Origin of the sequence: Saccharopolyspora rhizosphaerae, assembly GCF_003931915.1 — a bacterium.
Taxonomy (GTDB): Bacteria; Actinomycetota; Actinomycetes; order Mycobacteriales; family Pseudonocardiaceae; genus Saccharopolyspora; species Saccharopolyspora rhizosphaerae.
On record NZ_RSAA01000014.1, the window covers coordinates 330,668 to 346,856 of the forward strand.

The 16,189-nt window shown below is 70.2% G+C and carries 13 protein-coding genes and 3 tRNA genes; 4 read left to right on the forward strand and 12 right to left on the reverse strand.

The features are described from left to right. The 4 genes from EIL87_RS14610 to EIL87_RS14625 all read right to left on the reverse strand — a co-directional run bounded on the left by EIL87_RS14610 (position 1) and on the right by EIL87_RS14625 (position 4,326). On the reverse strand, positions 1 to 438 hold the full coding sequence (locus tag EIL87_RS14610) for a cysteine dioxygenase (protein WP_125091060.1): 438 nt from the start codon (positions 436 to 438) through the stop codon (positions 1 to 3). Between the two features lie 960 nt (positions 439 to 1,398). Further along, a complete protein-coding gene (locus tag EIL87_RS14615; RefSeq protein WP_233576247.1) occupies positions 1,399 to 2,514 on the reverse strand; it encodes a cystathionine gamma-lyase in 1,116 nt (371 codons plus the stop codon). Between the two features lie 38 nt (positions 2,515 to 2,552). Then, positions 2,553 to 3,560, reverse strand: coding sequence for an NAD(P)H-dependent glycerol-3-phosphate dehydrogenase (locus EIL87_RS14620; protein WP_125091062.1), 1,008 nt, complete (start codon positions 3,558 to 3,560; stop codon positions 2,553 to 2,555). Beyond that, positions 3,547 to 4,326 (reverse strand): lysophospholipid acyltransferase family protein, encoded by a 780-nt coding sequence (locus tag EIL87_RS14625; protein WP_125091063.1) that lies wholly within the window; start codon positions 4,324 to 4,326, stop codon positions 3,547 to 3,549. Before EIL87_RS14625 ends, EIL87_RS14620 begins: the two co-directional genes overlap by 14 nt. A 121-nt stretch (positions 4,327 to 4,447) precedes the next feature. Here EIL87_RS14625 and cofC point away from each other — a divergent pair, with 121 nt between their 5' ends. From cofC to EIL87_RS14640, 3 genes are all read left to right on the forward strand, one after another. After that, complete coding sequence (cofC, locus tag EIL87_RS14630; RefSeq protein WP_233576248.1) at positions 4,448 to 5,095, forward strand: 2-phospho-L-lactate guanylyltransferase; 648 nt, start codon at positions 4,448 to 4,450, stop codon at positions 5,093 to 5,095. Positions 5,096 to 5,315: 220 nt separating this feature from the next. After that, positions 5,316 to 7,457: an RNA degradosome polyphosphate kinase gene (locus tag EIL87_RS14635; protein ID WP_407690541.1), complete on the forward strand. Its 2,142-nt coding sequence runs from the start codon at positions 5,316 to 5,318 to the stop codon at positions 7,455 to 7,457. A 38-nt stretch (positions 7,458 to 7,495) separates the two neighbouring features. Then, on the forward strand, positions 7,496 to 8,464 hold the full coding sequence (locus tag EIL87_RS14640) for an NUDIX hydrolase (protein WP_233576250.1): 969 nt from the start codon (positions 7,496 to 7,498) through the stop codon (positions 8,462 to 8,464). 281 nt (positions 8,465 to 8,745) lie between these two features. On the opposite strand, the gene EIL87_RS14645 is transcribed toward EIL87_RS14640, so the two are convergent. The 3 genes from EIL87_RS14645 to leuC all read right to left on the reverse strand — a co-directional run bounded on the left by EIL87_RS14645 (position 8,746) and on the right by leuC (position 11,680). After that, a complete protein-coding gene (locus EIL87_RS14645) occupies positions 8,746 to 9,411 on the reverse strand; it encodes an HU family DNA-binding protein (protein WP_125091066.1) in 666 nt (221 codons plus the stop codon). 232 nt (positions 9,412 to 9,643) lie between these two features. Beyond that, positions 9,644 to 10,246: a 3-isopropylmalate dehydratase small subunit gene (gene leuD / locus EIL87_RS14650; protein WP_125091067.1), complete on the reverse strand. Its 603-nt coding sequence runs from the start codon at positions 10,244 to 10,246 to the stop codon at positions 9,644 to 9,646. A 30-nt stretch (positions 10,247 to 10,276) separates the two neighbouring features. Beyond that, positions 10,277 to 11,680 (reverse strand): 3-isopropylmalate dehydratase large subunit, encoded by a 1,404-nt coding sequence (gene leuC / locus EIL87_RS14655; protein WP_125091068.1) that lies wholly within the window; start codon positions 11,678 to 11,680, stop codon positions 10,277 to 10,279. A gap of 89 nt (positions 11,681 to 11,769) precedes the next feature. Between leuC and EIL87_RS14660 the strand changes: the two genes are divergently transcribed. Continuing rightward, positions 11,770 to 12,471, forward strand: a complete 702-nt coding sequence (locus EIL87_RS14660; protein ID WP_199740414.1) for an IclR family transcriptional regulator — start codon at positions 11,770 to 11,772, stop codon at positions 12,469 to 12,471. A gap of 73 nt (positions 12,472 to 12,544) precedes the next feature. On the opposite strand, the gene EIL87_RS14665 is transcribed toward EIL87_RS14660, so the two are convergent. The 5 genes from EIL87_RS14665 to gltX form a co-directional block, all read right to left on the reverse strand. Beyond that, positions 12,545 to 12,617 (reverse strand) — tRNA-Glu (locus EIL87_RS14665). A gap of 756 nt (positions 12,618 to 13,373) precedes the next feature. Next, positions 13,374 to 13,446 (reverse strand) — tRNA-Glu (locus EIL87_RS14670). Between the two features lie 31 nt (positions 13,447 to 13,477). Beyond that, positions 13,478 to 13,549 (reverse strand) — tRNA-Gln (locus EIL87_RS14675). A gap of 155 nt (positions 13,550 to 13,704) precedes the next feature. Beyond that, on the reverse strand, positions 13,705 to 14,472 hold the full coding sequence (locus EIL87_RS14680; RefSeq protein ID WP_199740415.1) for an HAD family hydrolase: 768 nt from the start codon (positions 14,470 to 14,472) through the stop codon (positions 13,705 to 13,707). A gap of 206 nt (positions 14,473 to 14,678) precedes the next feature. After that, positions 14,679 to 16,184: a glutamate--tRNA ligase gene (gene gltX / locus EIL87_RS14685; RefSeq protein ID WP_125091069.1), complete on the reverse strand. Its 1,506-nt coding sequence runs from the start codon at positions 16,182 to 16,184 to the stop codon at positions 14,679 to 14,681. Positions 16,185 to 16,189 lie beyond the last annotated feature (5 nt).

Genomic DNA, 16,189 nt, shown 5'->3' on the forward strand with positions numbered 1-16,189 from the left:
TCAGCCCTGGATCGTGCGGTTGGCCCGCTGCGGGCGGTAGACGTGGATGGTCACCGCCGGGTCGACGCCGAGGTTGCTGACCTGGTGCGCGTAGTGCGGGCCGAACACGCGCGACTGGCCGACCGCCAGCGAGTGCAGGACCTCGGCGTGGCCGGGGCGGGCGACCCGCTCGGTCAGGTTGCCCTGCACCACGGTGAAAGCGCCGGTGGCACCGCCGTGGTCGTGCAGGTCGGTGTGCTGGCCGGGCAACCAGCTCAGCAGCCACGCCTCGTAGGCGTCGGTGCGGGCGAGCAGCCCGGCCCAGCGCTCGTCGGCGTCGTAGCGGAGCAGGTGCGCCCAGGAGCCGCGGTCGGCGGCGAACTCACGGGCGATGCGAGCCGGGTGCGCGGTGCTCAGGTCAGCTGGTGCGGCAACGGTGTTGGGCGGAACGGCGAACACGGTGGAGTCCTTCGGAGATCGTGAGCTGACCCCGGGGCGCAGGCGCGCGAGGGCGCCGCGATCAACCCGGAGAGGAGTGCGAGGTTCGATCAACACGAAGAACAGGAACAGAGCGCGCTGGCGACGCGGTGCAGGTCGATGTGACCCCGTCGGCCGGTGAACGCACGCTTCAACACGCCACGTACTGAACCAGCGCCCCTCCCCGTCGTCAACCAGATCCGCACCGCGTCCCCACGACCCGCGACGCACTTCACACCCGTCGGGGTGAGAGCTCCGGGTCGCGGCGGTGTTCCCACCCGCCCTCGCGGCCGGGTGGTCCGCACCACGCGCCGGCAGGGGTTCCCCGGGAGCGGCACGGACCACACCTGCACCCGAACCCCGACCACCGCGGTCGGCGCACCCCAGGGTGCCCAAGCGCCGAAGGAGCTCGGAAGACGTCCTCGACCGGGCTTTCGGCCCCTGAGCACCCCCTGCGAACCCACGACTCGTCACGCACCGGTAGGCCCTCGAGGTGCCGATGCGCCGGTCTCGGCGGTGGGTCGCCCCTCGAGCACTTCCCTCCATCCCGATGCCGTCGCGTCCGAACCCGGATCACCGGGGATCCGTCACCCCGGCATCCGGAACGAGGCGTGACGAGGTCAGGACGAGGCTCGGACAGGGCCTCGGGTCCGCAGCCCTCCGTCGACCAGGTCACGACTCGCCGCGACCGTCGAGGCGCTCCACGCCTGGTCGAGTGCGTCCCCGGTGATCAGGAGCCGGATGTGGGGTTCCGGACGGACAGGAGACTCGCGTGGCGCAGCCGTCACGACACACCGCACCCCCGTTTCCACCTGGTCGCACGCGCTCTGGTCCGAGGGGGAGTCCTTCTACGCAGCCCGGGGTCCACCGCAGAACCCGGAACACCCGGTGATCAGGAGCCGGAACCACCGCGGTGATCCCCCGGCACCGGTCGCCGATGCGTCAGGAGAGGGCTTGGAGGACGTCCCGGACGAGGTCGTCGGGGTCTTCGCAGCCCGCTGAGAAGCGGACGAAGCCCTCGGGGACCGGGTCGCCCCACTGGGCTCGGCGGTCGGCGGTGCTGTGCAGGCCGCCGAAGCTGGTGGCCGCGACGACGAGCCGGCTGCGGCCGAGGAAGGCCTGCACCGCGTCGGCGTCGGCGAGCTCGAAGCGGAACACCCCGCCGAAGCGGCGCATCTGCTTGCTCGCCAAGGCGTGCGCTGGGTCCTGCGACCAGCCCGGCCAGCGCAGCTCGCTCACCGCCGGGTGGCCGGAGAGGGCTTCGACGAGGGCCGCGGCGTTCTCCGCCTGCCGCGACAACCGCAGGTCGAGGGTTCCCATGCTGCGGTGCGCCAACCAGCTCTCGAACGGGCCGGGGATCGCACCGGACAGGGATCGCGCGCGCACCAGGCGGTTCGCGAGCTCCTCGTCGCGCACCGACACGTGTCCCATGAGCAGATCGCTGTGCCCGGACAGGGCCTTGGTGTCGCTGGCGACGACGACGTCCGCGCCCAGTTCCAGCGGCCGCTGCCCCAACGGGGTCGCGGTGGTGTTGTCGACCGCCAGCAACGCTCCCGCGGCGTGGGCACGCCCGGCCAGTTCGGCGATGTCGCAGACGTCCCCGCCCGGGTTGGACGGGGTTTCCAGCAGCACCAGGCGCGCACCGTCGAAGACGTCGTCGGTCCACGGCCCGGTCGTGGCGATCTCGCGCACGTCGAGCTGGAGTTCGGTCAGCTCGTCGGTGACGAACTGGCGCGTCGCGTAGTAGCCGTCCGAGGGCAGCACGAGCTTGTCGCCGGTGCGGAGGACCGCCCGCAGCAACGTGCTGATCGCGGCCATGCCCGAGGGCAGCAGCACGCAGTGCCCGCCGTCGAGCTCGCCGATCGCGGATTCCAGCGCGCGCCAGGTGGGGTTCCCCGCGCGACCGTAGAAGTCGCTGCTCGGACCGGACGCGCCGAGGTGGTACGGCGCGGCGAACACCGGCCCCGGCAGCAGCGGCGAGCCCGCCTCCGGTTCCGGGTGCCCGCCGTGCACCACGCGCGTTCCGTCGCCGAACTCCCCAAGATCCACTGTGGTCACTCCTGCACTCGCGATCGGCGCGAGCGCGGTGACCGGATTCATTCGGCCTTGCGCTCGCGTCCCAGCAACTCCGCCGCCGCCGGCCCCGGCTGCAGCCCTTCGTGGCACACCCGGTGCACCACGTCGGTGATGGGCATCTCCACGCCGTGCCGCTCGGCCAGCTGGCGGATCGAGGAGCAGGATTTCACGCCCTCCGACACCTGGCCGTGGGCAGCCTCCTGCGCCTGGGCGAGCGTCTCCCCGCGGCCCAGCCGCTCGCCGAAGGTCCGGTTGCGCGACAACGGCGACGAGCAGGTCGCCACCAGGTCGCCCAGGCCCGCCAGCCCGGCGAAGGTCATCTGGTCGGCTCCCAGCGCCACGCCCAGCCGCGCCGTCTCCGCCAGACCCCGGGTGATCAGCGACGACATCGTGTTGTGCCCGTACCCGAGCCCTGCGGCGATGCCGCAGGCCAGCGCGATGACGTTCTTGCAGGCACCGGAGATCTCGATGCCGACCATGTCGGTGTTGGTGTAGGGCCGGAAGTACGGCGTGAAGGAGGCCTTCTGCAGCGCCACCGCCCGCTCCTCGTCGGGGCAGGCGACGACGGTCGCGGTGGGCTGTCCGGCGGCGATCTCCTTGGCCAGGTTCGGTCCGGAGACGACAGCGACCCGTCCCATCGGCACGTCGGCGACTTCTGCGACGACCTGGCTCATCCGCTTGAGGGTGCTCAGCTCCACCCCCTTGGCCAGGCTCACCAGCGTCGCGTCCGGCGGCAGCAGCGGCTGCCAGCCGGCGAGGTTCTCCCGCAGCGTCTGGCTGGGCACCGCCAGCACCACGAACTCGGCGGCGTGCACCGCCTCGGCCGCGTCGTCGGTGGCGCGCAGCTTGACGGGCAGTTCGACTCCGGGCAGGTACGCGCTGTTGCAACGGGTTTCGTTGATCTCCGCCGCGACCTGCGGGCGCCGCGCCCAGAGGGCGACGTCGTTGCCCGCGTCGGCGAGGACCTTCGCGAACGTCGTCCCCCAGGATCCGGCGCCCAGCACCGCGATCCGCTCAGGCTGCGCCATCGGTTCCCTTCTTCTTGCGCGCGGGGGCGTAGAACTCGGTGGGCGGCTCCTCCTGCCGGATCTCACCGAGCAGTTCGCGGACCCGGGACATCGCCAGGTGCGTGACCTCGCGGACCGTCTCCACGTCCGGCTCCACGCCGCCGCGGTAGGCCGACAGGTCCAGCGGTTCACCGAAGACGTAGTTCACGGTCTTGCGCGGGAAGGGCCGGAACTTCTTGTTGTAGTGGTCGTAGATCTCGCGGGTCCCGTAGCGGGCGGCCGGGATGACCGGCACGTCGTTGGTCAGCGCGAGCCGCGCGACGCCCATCTTGGGCGTCATCGGCCAGCCGTCGGGGTCCTTGGTGATGGTGCCGTCCGGGTAGATCACCAGGACCTTGCCACCCTCCAGCCCGGCGTGCGCGTCGCGCAGGCTCCGCTGCGCGTCAGCGGTGCCCCGGTAGACGGGGATCTGCTCGACGCCGACCAGCACGTTCCGCAGCACCGGCACGTCCCACAGGCTGTTCTTGGCCATGAACCGCGGCACCCGCGCGGCGCGGTGAACCATCACCGCGTCGAAGACCGGGTCCAGGTGGGAGACGTGGTTGAGCACGAGCAGCGCGGGGCCCTCGGCCGGGATGTGGTGCGCCCCGCGCACGCGGACGCGCGCCAGCAGGTGCGTCAGCGGGTAGAACACCCAGCGGGCCAGGCCCAGCCAGAAGATGCCCATCCCGTGTGCCTTCTCGCGGGTCTTCCTCCGCTGGCGTCGGAGGTTCCTCTGTTCCGCCACGGCCACTCCTCCATGTCTCGAGCGCCAGCCAAATTACCCGTCCCCGGACCCAGCCACGTCAACCAGGCTGCAGTTCGGAAGCCCACCACCGCATCGGCGGACGTTGACGCAAGATGGACCCGTGACCTCCGACAACACGCCCGGTACCACCGGGGTGCACCTGCTGGTACCGCTCAAGCCCCTGGCCCGGGCCAAATCCCGGCTGCTGGCCGGGCGCGGCTCGGCCGGGCACGTCGAGCTGGTCACCGCGATGGCGCTGGACACCGTCGCCGCCGCCCGCCGCGCCCGCGGTGTGGTGGAGGTCGTGGTCGTCTCCTCCGACCGCGCGCTCACCGAGGCATTCACCGGCCTCGGCGTCGAAGTCGTGCCCGACGACCCCGGCGACGGGCTCAACGCCGCCTTGCGGCACGGCGACGAGGTGCTGCGCGCCCGGGGAGCCTTCCGCGTGGGTGCTCTGCAGGCGGACCTGCCGGCGCTGCGACCGGGAGAGCTCGGGTGGGCGCTGCGCGCGGCGGGAACCGATCGCTCGTTCTGCCCCGACCTGGGCGGCGACGGTACGACGCTGCTGCTGGGTGAACCGGACCAACCGCTGGACCCGCGGTTCGGCCCGGGTTCGGCCGAGGCCCACTTCGAGTCCGGTGCGAAAAGCCTGCTCGGCCCGTGGGAGTCGCTGCGCCGCGACGTCGACACCGAAGCGGACCTCACCGCGGCGGAGGTCGTGGGGCTCGGCCCCCGCACCGCCGCGCGGCTCTTCCGGTCCGGCGGGTGAGCCGCTCGCGCGCGTCACGCGTGGTGCGCCTGTGCCCAGGCGAACATCAGGCGGACCTCGGCAGCGGTCGATCGGGGACGGCTGGTTGGGTGACAATGGCGCGGTGAGCACCAACAGCAGCGACGGGTCGCCGGAGCGGCCCGCCCAGCGCACCTCGTCCTCCGGCACGGCCGCGAACAGCACGTCGCGTCCTGCTCGTGGTGGCGCCTCCGGCACCAAGGTGCCCGAGGCGCTGCCGGCGGTGAACAGCGGTGCGCGCGTGCCGTCCGCCCCGCCCGCGGTGACCAGGGCGGCGGCCACCACGGACCTGCCGGACGACCGGTACCTCAACCGGGAGCTCTCCTGGCTGGATTTCAACGCGCGCGTGCTCGCCTTCGCCGAAGACCCGTCGCAGCCGGTGCTGGAGCGGGCGAAGTTCATGGCGATCTTCGCCTCCAACCTGGACGAGTTCTACATGGTGCGCGTCGCCGGGCTGAAGCGCCGCGAGGAGACCGGGCTGTCGGTGCGCAGCGCCGACGGGCTCACCCCGCACGAGCAGCTTGTGCGCATAGCCGCGCGCAACCAAGACCTGATGGAGAAGCTCGGCCGGGTCTTCGTCGACGAGCTGCAGCCGGAGCTCGAGGCCCACGGCATCCGCATCCTCGAGTGGGACGAACTGGGTGTCGAGGACCAGAACAAGCTCACCCGGTACTTCGAGGACCACATCTTCCCGGTCCTCACCCCGCTCGCGGTGGACCCCGCGCACCCGTTCCCCTACATCTCGGGGCTTTCGCTGAACCTCGCGGTGACGGTGACCGACCCGGACGCCGGGATGCGCCGCTTCGCCCGCGTGAAGGTCCCCGACAACGTGCCGCGGCTGATCCGGGTGGAGGCCGACCGCGAGACCGAGCTCGCCACCTTCCTGCCGCTCGAGGAGCTCATCGCCGCGCACCTGAGCAAGTTGTTCCCCGGGATGCGGGTTTCCGAGCACCACATCTTCCGCGTCACCCGCAACGCCGACCTGGAGGTCGAGGAGGACCGCGACGAGGACCTGCTGCAGGCCATGGAGCGCGAGCTCGCGCGCCGCCGCTTCGGCCCGCCGGTGCGCCTGGAAGTCACCGACACGATGAGCGAGAACATGCTCGAGCTCCTGTTGCGTGAGCTGGAGGTCGACCAGCACGACGTGGTGGAGGTCAAGGGTCTGCTGGACCTGTCCTGCCTGTTCCAGCTCGACAAGCTGCAGCGCCCCGACCTGAAGAACGCGCCGTTCGTGCCCGCCACGCACCCGGCCTTCGCCGAGGGTCAGACGCCCAAGAGCATCTTCTCCACGCTGCGCGAGGGCGACGTGCTGGTGCACCACCCCTACGACTCGTTCTCCACCTCGGTGCAGCGGTTCATCGAGCAGGCCGCCGCCGACCCGCACGTGCTGGCCATCAAGCAGACCCTGTACCGCACCTCGGGCGACTCGCCGATCGTCAACGCGCTCATCGACGCCGCCGAGGCGGGCAAGCAGGTCGTGGCGCTGGTCGAGCTCAAGGCGCGCTTCGACGAGCAGGCCAACATCCAGTGGGCGCGCACGCTGGAACGTTCGGGCGTGCACGTCGTCTACGGCCTGGTGGGGCTCAAGACGCACTGCAAGACCGCGCTCGTGGTGCGCCAGGAGGGTTCGACGATCCGCCGCTACTGCCACCTGGGCACCGGCAACTACAACCCCAAGACCGCCCGCATCTACGAGGACCTGGGGCTGCTGACGGCCTCGCCGGAGATCGGCGCCGACCTCACCGACCTGTTCAACGTGCTCACCGGCTACGCCCGGCACGGCGACTACCGCCGGATCCTGGTGTCCCCGCACGGCATCCGCACGGGGATCGTGGAACGGGTGGAGGCCGAGATCGAGCGCGCCCGCGAGGGCAAGAGCTGCGGTGTGCGGATGAAGGTGAACTCGCTGGTCGACGAGCAGATCATCGACTCGCTGTACCGGGCGTCGCTGGCCGGGGTGCCGGTGGAGGTCGTGGTGCGCGGCATCTGCTCGCTCAAGGCCGGGGTCGAAGGCCTCAGCGAGAACGTCGAGGTGCGGTCGATCCTGGGCAGGTTCCTGGAGCACTCCCGGGTCTTCCACTTCGTCGGCATCGACGAGCACTGGATCGGCAGCGCTGACATGATGCACCGCAACCTGGACCGCCGCATCGAAACGCAGGTCCGCGTGACGGACCCGAAGTTGACCGCCCAGCTCGACGCGTTGCTCGACTCCGCGCTGCACCCGTCGACGCGCTGCTGGGTGCTCAACTCCAAGGGAGACTGGGAAGCCTCCCCGCGCAGCGGTGAACAGGTCCGTGACCACCAGACCGAGATGCTGTCCGGCCACGGCGCGAAGGTCTCCTAGGTAAACCGTTCACAACAGGCTTGTTGAGGAAGAAGAGCGTGACCGAAGACATCCCGGTTGCCGAGGCGGTGGAGGTTCCGGCCCCCCTGGTGCGCGCGGCGGGCGCGGTGCTGTGGCGCCCGAGCGCGCAGGACCCCGAGGTGGTGCTGGTGCACCGGCCGCGCTACGGCGATTGGTCGCTGCCCAAGGGCAAGCTGGACCCGGGCGAACTCCCCGCGCACGCCGCCGCCCGCGAGGTCACCGAGGAAACGGGGTTCACGGCGACGCTGACCCGTCCTCTCACGCGCGTGAGCTACTCGGTGCCGGCGCGTGCGGGCGGATCGGCGCCGAAGGTCGTGGACTACTTCTCCGCGCGCCTGTCCGGCGGCCGGTTCACGCCCAACGACGAAGTGGACGAACTGCGCTGGCTCCCGCTGAAGGAGGCGCGAGCGGAGTTGAGCTATCCGCACGACGCGCGCGTGCTCGACGCATTCGAGGAGTCCCGCTCGGAAACGGCGACGGTATTGCTGGTTCGGCACGCAAAAGCGGGCAAGCGGTCCGAATGGTCCGGGGATGACGCTCTCCGGCCGCTGAGCCCCGCGGGGCGCGAACAACGGGACGCGTTGCATTCCCTGTTGCCGTTGTTCGCGCCTTCCCGGGTCTATTCCGCGCCGCGCGTGCGCTGCGAACAAACCGTGGCCCCGGTGGCCGCCGACGCCGGGATCGACGTCGTGAGCGAACCGCTGTTCTCCGAAGAGGTCTACTCCGCCGACCCGGCCGCGGGCGTGCGGGCCCTGCTGGAGGTGGCGGCCGAGGGCGGCACGAGCGTGGTGTGCAGCCAGGGCGGCGTCATCCCGGACCTGGTGCGGCGGCTGGCCGGTTCGGCCGGGCTCGACCTGGGCGAGGTGGCCTCGCGCAAGGGCAGCGTGTGGACCTTGGCGTTCCGCCCGGGCGAACCCGCGGTCGACGGGCGGTCGCCCGCCTTGAGCCTCACGGCCGCCCACTACCTCGCCGACCCGCTGCCCTGAGCCCGGAAGCGCCCTTGCCGGCGCTGATCCCGCCGCACAGCTCTTCGGCGGGCGTGCCCGCCGGACGGGCCCGGCAACCCGGATTCCTGCGCTCTGCGGGCTTCTGAGCGCTCACAACCGAGGGGCGGGCTTCCGCGGCCGAGAACGGGAGCGGCCCGCCGCGCGTGGGTGCGGCGGGTTCTCGCGCTCCGCAGGTGCTTTGAGCGGGCGGCGGCACGCCCCCGGAAGGGGCTAGTCCGCCGCCCGCTCGGTCCACTGGAGCTCGCAGTCGAGGCGAGCGATCACTTCTTGGTGGACTTGCGCGTCGTCGTGGCCTTCTTGGCGGCCGGGCGCGTCGTCTTGGCGGTCGACTTCGGCGACGACTTGGTCGTGGCCTTGGCGGTGCTGGTGCTCCGCTTGGTGGTCGAAGCCTTCGCCGGCGTCGACTTGGTCGTGCTCGCCTTGGACGTGGACCGCTTCGGAGCCGCCTTGGTGGTGCTCGCCTTGGTGGACTTGGCGGTCGAGGCCTTGGCGGTGGACGCCTTGGCCGTGGTCCGGCCGGTGCTCTTGGTCGCCGCGGCCCGCGTCGTGCTGGCCTTGCGAGCGGTCGTGGTCTTGCTCGCGGAGGCGGTGCGCGTGGTCACGCCGCGCGTGGTGGCCGCCTTGCCGGAGGTCGTCGCGCGCGGGAGCTTCCGCTGGCCGCCCACGACTTCCTTGAACTGGGTGCCGGCGCGGAACGCGGGAACGTTGGTCTTCTTGACCTTCACGCTCTCACCGGTGCGCGGGTTCCGGGCGACGCGCGCCGCGCGAGCGCGCTTCTCGAAAACGCCAAAACCGGTGATGTTGACCTTCTCGCCTTTGTTCACGTTGCGAACGATGATGTCGACGACGTCTTCAACGGCCTGGCTGGCGGTCTTCTTGTCTCCGAGGCGTTCTGCCAGAGCCTCGATCAGTTGGGCCTTGTTCACTTCAGTCCCTCCCAGGACACAACAACGGCCCCGTTGGGCCGACTCAATGTCAACGGTAAAGCCCCGGAACTACAAATGCCATTCGCCACGCCCCATTTTTTCCTTGGGACGCGGGCATTCGAGTCCGGGCAACGGGGTCCCTGCAGCGCGCGGAGCGACTGTTCAGTTGTCCCGGCCGGAACGGGTTTTTCCCGTCGTGGTGGGAAAAACCCGTCCGCCTCGGGGGTGCTCCTCAGCCCTCGCGGGCGGGCAGCGTGGTGGGCTTGAAACTCTGGCGCCCACGCTCAAAAGTGTCGATCGTCTCGGCGTGGCGAAGCGTCAAACCGATGTCGTCGAGCCCTTCCAGCAGCCGCCAGCGGGTGTAGTCGTCGATGCTGAAGGGCACGGTGAGGTCCTTGGCCTGCACGGTGAGTTCCTCGAGATCGACCGTCACCGCGGTGCCCGGCTCGTTCTCCAGCAGCTTCCAGAGGAGTTCCACATCGGACTGCTCGCACTGGGCGGCCAGCAGGCCCTGCTTGCCCGCGTTGCCCCGGAAGATGTCGGCGAAGCGGCTCGAGATGACCACCCGGAAGCCGTAGTCGTTGAGCGCCCACACCGCGTGCTCGCGGGAGGAGCCGGTGCCGAAGTCGGGTCCGGCCACCAGCACGCTCCCGGACGTGAAGGGTTCCTGATTGAGGATGAAGTCCTCGTCGCCGCGCCAGGCGGCGAACAGCGCGTCCTCGAAGCCGGTGCGGGAGACCCGCTTGAGGTAGACCGCGGGGATGATCTGGTCGGTGTCCACGTTGGACCGGCGCAGCGGGACGCCGATCCCGGTGTGCGTCTTGAACGGTTCCATCGTTGCTGCTCCTGGTGGGTGGGAGGTTGCTCAGTCGAGATCTTCGGGGGAGGACAGCTTTCCGCGCACGGCGGTCGCAGCGGCCACCAGCGGCGAGACGAGGTGGGTGCGCCCGCCCTTGCCCTGCCTGCCCTCGAAGTTGCGGTTGGAGGTCGAGGCGCTGCGCTCACCCGGGGTCAGCTGGTCCGGGTTCATGCCCAGGCACATCGAACAACCGGCCGAACGCCATTCCGCTCCGGCGGAGGTGAAAACCTCGTGGAGCCCTTCGCTCTCGGCCTGCAGCCGGACCTTCATCGAGCCGGGGACCACGAGCATCCTGGTGTCGGCGGCGACCTTGCGCCCCTTGATGACCTCCGCGGCGGCCCGCAGGTCCTCGAGCCGGCCGTTGGTGCAGGAGCCCAGGAAGACCGTGTCGACGTCGATCTCGCGCAGCGGCATGCCCGGGGTCAAGCCCATGTAGGCCAGCGCCTTCTCGGCGGCGTAGCGCTCACCCTCGTCGACGATCGCCTCCGGGTCGGGCACCTTCTCGCCCAGCGGCAGGCCCTGGCCGGGGTTGGTGCCCCAGGTGACGAACGGGCTGAGTTCGTCGGCGTTGACCGTGACTTCCGCGTCGAAGGTCGCGTCGTCGTCGGTGCGCAGCGTCTTCCAGTGCTCGACGGCCGCGTCCCACTCGTCGCCCTGGGGCGCGTGCGGACGACCCTTCAAGTACTCGAAAGTCGTGTCGTCGGGCGCGATCATGCCCGCGCGAGCGCCCGCCTCGATCGACATGTTGCAGATGGTCATGCGGGCTTCCATCGACAGCTGCTGGACGGCCTCGCCGCGGTACTCCAGCACGTAACCCTGCCCACCACCGGTGCCGATCTTGGCGATGACGGCGAGGATGATGTCCTTGCTCGTCACGCCGGGGCGCAGCGCGCCCTCGATGTTGACGGCCATCGTCTTGAACGGCCGCAGCGGCAGCGTCTGGGTGGCCAGCACGTGCTCCACCTCGGAGGTGCCGATGCCGAAGGCCAGCGCCCCGAACGCGCCGTGCGTGGAGGTGTGGCTGTCCCCGCAGACGACCGTGGTGCCGGGCTGCGTCAGGCCCAGCTGCGGGCCGACGACGTGCACGATGCCCTGCTCGGCGTCGCCCATGGGGTGCAGCCGGATGCCGAACTCCTCGCAGTTCTTGCGCAAGGTTTCGACCTGGGTCCGCGACACCGGGTCGGCGATCGGCAGGTCGAGGCCGACGGTGGGGACGTTGTGGTCTTCGGTGGCGATCGTCAGGTCGGGGCGCCGCACTTCGCGGCCGGCCAGCCGGAGCCCTTCGAAGGCCTGCGGGCTGGTGACTTCGTGCACCAGGTGGAGATCGATGTAGAGCAGGTCGGGCTCGTGCCCTTCACCTTGGCGCACGATGTGCGCGTCCCACACCTTCTCCGCGAGCGTTTTTCCCATCACTGCTCCCAGTCGAGCGCGCCGAGACCCGGGGAGGGGCCTCTCCCACACAGTGGACTTCCCAGATTCCGGGAAGTTAGTATCGGTACGTGGGACAGCATAGCGGCATCGGAGTGTTGGACAAGGCAGTGGCCGTTCTGCAGGCGGTGGCTCAGGAGCCGTGCGGCCTGGCGGAACTGTGCGGCCGCACGGGGTTGCCCCGGGCGACTGCGCACCGGTTGGCGGTGGGCCTGGAGACGCACCGCCTGTTGCGCCGCGGATCGGACGGCCGGTGGCGGCCTGGCACGGCCTTGGCCGAGCTGGCCGGCGGCGCGGTGGATCCGCTGCTGGAAGCGGCGTCCACCGTGCTGCCCAAACTACGGGATGTCACGGGTGAGAGCGTCCAGCTCTACCGCCGGGACGGCATGCAGCGGTTGTGCATAGCGACGGCGGAGCCGCCGAGCGGTCTGCGGGACACGGTGCCGGTGGGCACGGCGTTGTCGATGACGGCGGGTTCGGGCGCGAAGGTGCTGGCCGCGTGGGCGGACCCGGCGACGCAGCGCGCGGTGCTGGCGGAGGCGGTCTTCGGCGAGCGGACGTTGTTGGAGGTGCGCCGGCGGGGCTGGGCGCAGAGCGTCGCGGAGCGGGAAGCGGGCGTGGCGAGCGTCTCGGCTCCGGTGCGCGACACCCAGGGCCAGGTCGTGGCGGCCATATCGGTTTCGGGCCCCATCGACAGGATGGGCAGGAGGCCGGGCGCCAGGTGGGCGGCCGACCTGCTGGCAGCAGCGGAAGGCCTGCAGAACAGGCTCTGAGGCGCGAGCGAGCGGTATCGCGGCCAAGAACGGCGAAGGGCCCCGGACTGATCCGGGGCCCTTCGCCTTGTTGTAGTCCCGACGGGATTTGAACCCGCGCTACCGCCTTGAGAGGGCGGCGTCCTAGGCCGCTAGACGACGGGACCGCGCAACGGGGACAACGATACAACACCCCCCCCCCCCCCCCGAAAACCCCCCACCCACAACCCGAACCCGGGACCAACCACCCCCCCCCCAACCAGCCAGAACAGCAACAAGAGCAAGCCGAGCACCCCACCCAAGAGCGAAGAAGAAGAAAAGGAGACGAACACCACACGAGGACAAAAGGGAAGGCGGGAAAGGGAAGAACACACTCCTCACCAAAACCAACCCAACCGAAGCGCAGACAAGAACCCAAGACCCCCAACCAAAGCCAAGGCCAAGCCCACCCACAACAACCCAAGCAAAGCCAAGGCGAACACCCCAACAAGCCAACCGAAGCGCAAGCGGCCACCCCCACAGAGAGCCAACCGAAGCCCAGGCGGCCATCCCCACAAGCCAAGCGAAGCGTAGGCGGCCACCCCCACAAAGAGCCAAGCGAAGCGCAGGCGGCCACCCCCACAAAGAGCCAAGCGAAGCGCAGGCGGACGGCCCGCAAAGAGCCAAGAAAGCCAAGCGAAGCGCAAGCGGCCACCCCACAAGGAGCCAAGCGAAGCGCAGGCGGACGGAAGAAGCCCGGCAACCGCAAGAGATGCAGATCAAGGGATGCTGGTCGGAAACCAGGCCAGGAAGGAGAAGAGAAGCGAGGAGCCCTCCCCAATGCGACCACCGCACCGTGGGGGGCATGGGGGGTTCGACCCCCCAACACAATGACGAAGGAGGCGCGGCCTGCGCATTCCGCAGGCACACGCCTCCCACCTCTGTAGTCCCGACGGGATTTGAACCCGCGCTACCGCCTTGAGAGGGCGGCGTCCTAGGCCGCTAGACGACGGGACCGCGTTGAGAGATCACCGGAGCGATCTGCTCGCTGGGGTACCAGGACTCGAACCTAGACTAACTGAACCAGAATCAGTCGTGCTGCCGATTACACCATACCCCATTGTGATCGACGGCCAGTTGTCCCGAATTCCGATCTCCCTGGGGAGTCTCGGCTTCCGGGCCGCTGTCCGCCGCGTTGGTGAATATATTAGCCCACCGCCGGAGGGGGGTTTCCACCACCCCCCTCTTCTGGCGTTCTCGCAGGTGGCGGGCTGTTCAGCGGGCCTGACCGACGAGGTCGGCGAAGTGCGGCGCGGCGATCTCGGTGACGAGCAGTTCGGGGAGTTCGGCGAGCCCGGTGATGGTCGGGACGCGGTCGTCGGCGGAGTCGCGCGGGGCCGGGACCTGATCGCGGTTGAGCCAGATTCCCCGCAGCCCTGCCCGGGTGGCGCCTTGGGCGTCGGTGGTGAGCCGGTCGCCGACGTGGGCGACTTCGTGGGGCTGGAGGCCGAGGTGGTCGCAGGCGGTGTGGAAGATCCGCGGGTCGGGCTTGGCGACGCCGATCTCGCCGGAGATCACGACGGCGTCGAAGGTGTCGGCGAGGCCGACGGCGGCGAGCTTGGTGCGCTGGTAGTCGCCGGGCGCGTTGGTGACGGCGGCGAGGCGCAGGCCGCTGGCGCACATCCAGTCGAGGCTGGCGGCGACGTCGTCGAAGAGGCACCAGGCGCGCTGCATGGCGGCCATCCGCCGTTCTTCGCGGCGCCGGGCTTCGGCGTGGTCGATGTTCTCGCCGAAGGCGGCGAAGAAGGCGCGGGTGCGTTCGACGCACATGACGTCGAAGGGCAGCTGTCCGGAGACGAATCGCGCGTAGTACCGGTCGGTGGTGCGTTGCCACACGGGCCACGCCCGGTCAGTGCCGAGGAGTTCCTTGAGGGAGCTGCGTGCCGCGCTCTGGCTGTCGAGCAAGGTGTCGTCGATGTCGAGGCAGACGGCCTTGATCGGCGCGGGATTGCAGGGATTCGAATCGTCAGCCGCGGATGTCACCCCGAGAGGCTAGGCGTTCACCGACCGCGTCCGACTCTGCCAACCTAGTGAAGTCTGCTGTGGGGGCGGGAACACTGCGCAACCAGATCACGCCCCCGTTCCGTCCTAGAAGTTGGGCTCGAACGGGCGCGGCACGGTTCTCGCAGGTGACGCACCCGCCGCCGCGGCGCTCGGGGTGAGCACCGCGGCGGCGGGTGCGGGTCCGCTCAGCCGAGGGCCTTGCGCAGCCGGGCCAGCGAGACGTCGCGGCCGAGGAGTTCCATCGACTCGTACAGCGGCGGCGACACGGTGCGGCCGGTGACGGCCACGCGGACCGGGGCGAAGGCCTTGCGGGGCTTGATGCCCAGGCCGTCCACGACGGAGACCTTGAGGGCCTCCTCGATGGCGGCGGCGGTCCACTCCTCGAGCGCCTCGAGCGAGGCGATGGCGGCCTGCAGGACGGGCTTCGCGTCTTCGCCGAGGGCCTTCTGGGCGGAGTCCTCCTCGGGCTGGAAGTCGTCGCCGGCGAACAGGAAGCCCATCATGCCGACGGCGTCGGAGAGCACGACCAGCCGTTCCTGCACCAGCGGCGACGCGGCGCGCACGGTTTCCAGCTGCGGTTCGCCGGGCTGCTCGGGCAGCACACCGCCGCGGACGAGGTAGGGCACGATGCGCTCGACGAAGTCGTCGGGCGCCAGCGCCCGCAGGTGCGCGGCGTTGATGGCGTCGGCCTTCTTCTGGTCGAACCGGGCCGGGTTGGAGCTGACCCGCGAGATCTCGAAGGCTTCGACCATCTCGTCGAGGGTGAACACGTCGCGGTCCTCGGCGATCGACCAGCCCAGCAGCGCCAGGTAGTTGAGCAGGCCTTCGGGCAGGAAGCCGCGGTCGCGGTGGTGGAACAGGTCGGACTTCGGGTCCCGCTTGGACAGCTTCTTGTTGCCCTCGCCCATGACGAACGGCAGGTGGCCGAACTCGGGCGTGAAGCCGGTGACGCCGATGCGCTGCAGCGCCTCGTAGAGGGCGATCTGGCGCGGCGTGGACGACAGCAGGTCTTCACCGCGCAGCACGTGGGTGATCTGCATGAGCGCGTCGTCGACCGGGTTGGTGAGCGTGTAGAGCGCATCGCCGTTGCCGCGCACCAGCACCGGGTCGGGGACGCTCCCGGCCGGGAAGGTGATCTCACCGCGCACCAGGTCGGTGAAGGTGATGTCGCGGTCGGGCATCTTCAGCCGCAGCACCGGTTTGCGGCCTTCGGCCCGGAAGGCCTCGCGCTGCTCCTCGGTGAGGTCGCGGTCGAAGTTGTCGTAGCCGAGCTTGGGGTCGCGCCCGGCGGCCTTGTGGCGGGCTTCGACCTCTTCCGGGCTGGAGAAGGACTCGTAGAGCTCACCGGCGGCCAGCAGCCGCTGGCCGATGTCGGTGTAGATCTCGCGCCGCTCGCTCTGCCGGTAGGGGCCGTAGTCGCCGCCGACCTCGGGGCCTTCGTCCCAGTCGAGCCCCAGCCAGCGCAGCGCGTCGAGCAGCGCCTGGTAGGACTCCTCGCTGTCCCGGGCGGAGTCGGTGTCCTCGATGCGGAACACCAGCCGGCCCTTGTTGTGCCGGGCGAACGCCCAGTTGTAGAGGGCGGTGCGGATCAGGCCGACGTGCGGGATGCCGGTCGGCGACGGGCAGAACCGGGCGCGGACCGGCCGGCCTGCCTCTTCCTTGGCTGCGTCACTGGCTTCTGGCGTGCTCATAACGG

Excerpts from the sequence above, each read along its gene's own strand:
- EIL87_RS14620 (WP_125091062.1), bottom strand. The coding sequence starts at position 3,560 with ATGGCGCAGCCTGAGCGGATCGCGGTGCTGGGCGCCGGATCCTGGGGG.
- leuD (WP_125091067.1), bottom strand. The coding sequence starts at position 10,246 with ATGGAACCGTTCAAGACGCACACCGGGATCGGCGTCCCGCTGCGCCGG.
- leuC (WP_125091068.1), bottom strand. The coding sequence starts at position 11,680 with ATGGGAAAAACGCTCGCGGAGAAGGTGTGGGACGCGCACATCGTGCGC.
- gltX (WP_125091069.1), bottom strand. The coding sequence starts at position 16,184 with ATGAGCACGCCAGAAGCCAGTGACGCAGCCAAGGAAGAGGCAGGCCGG.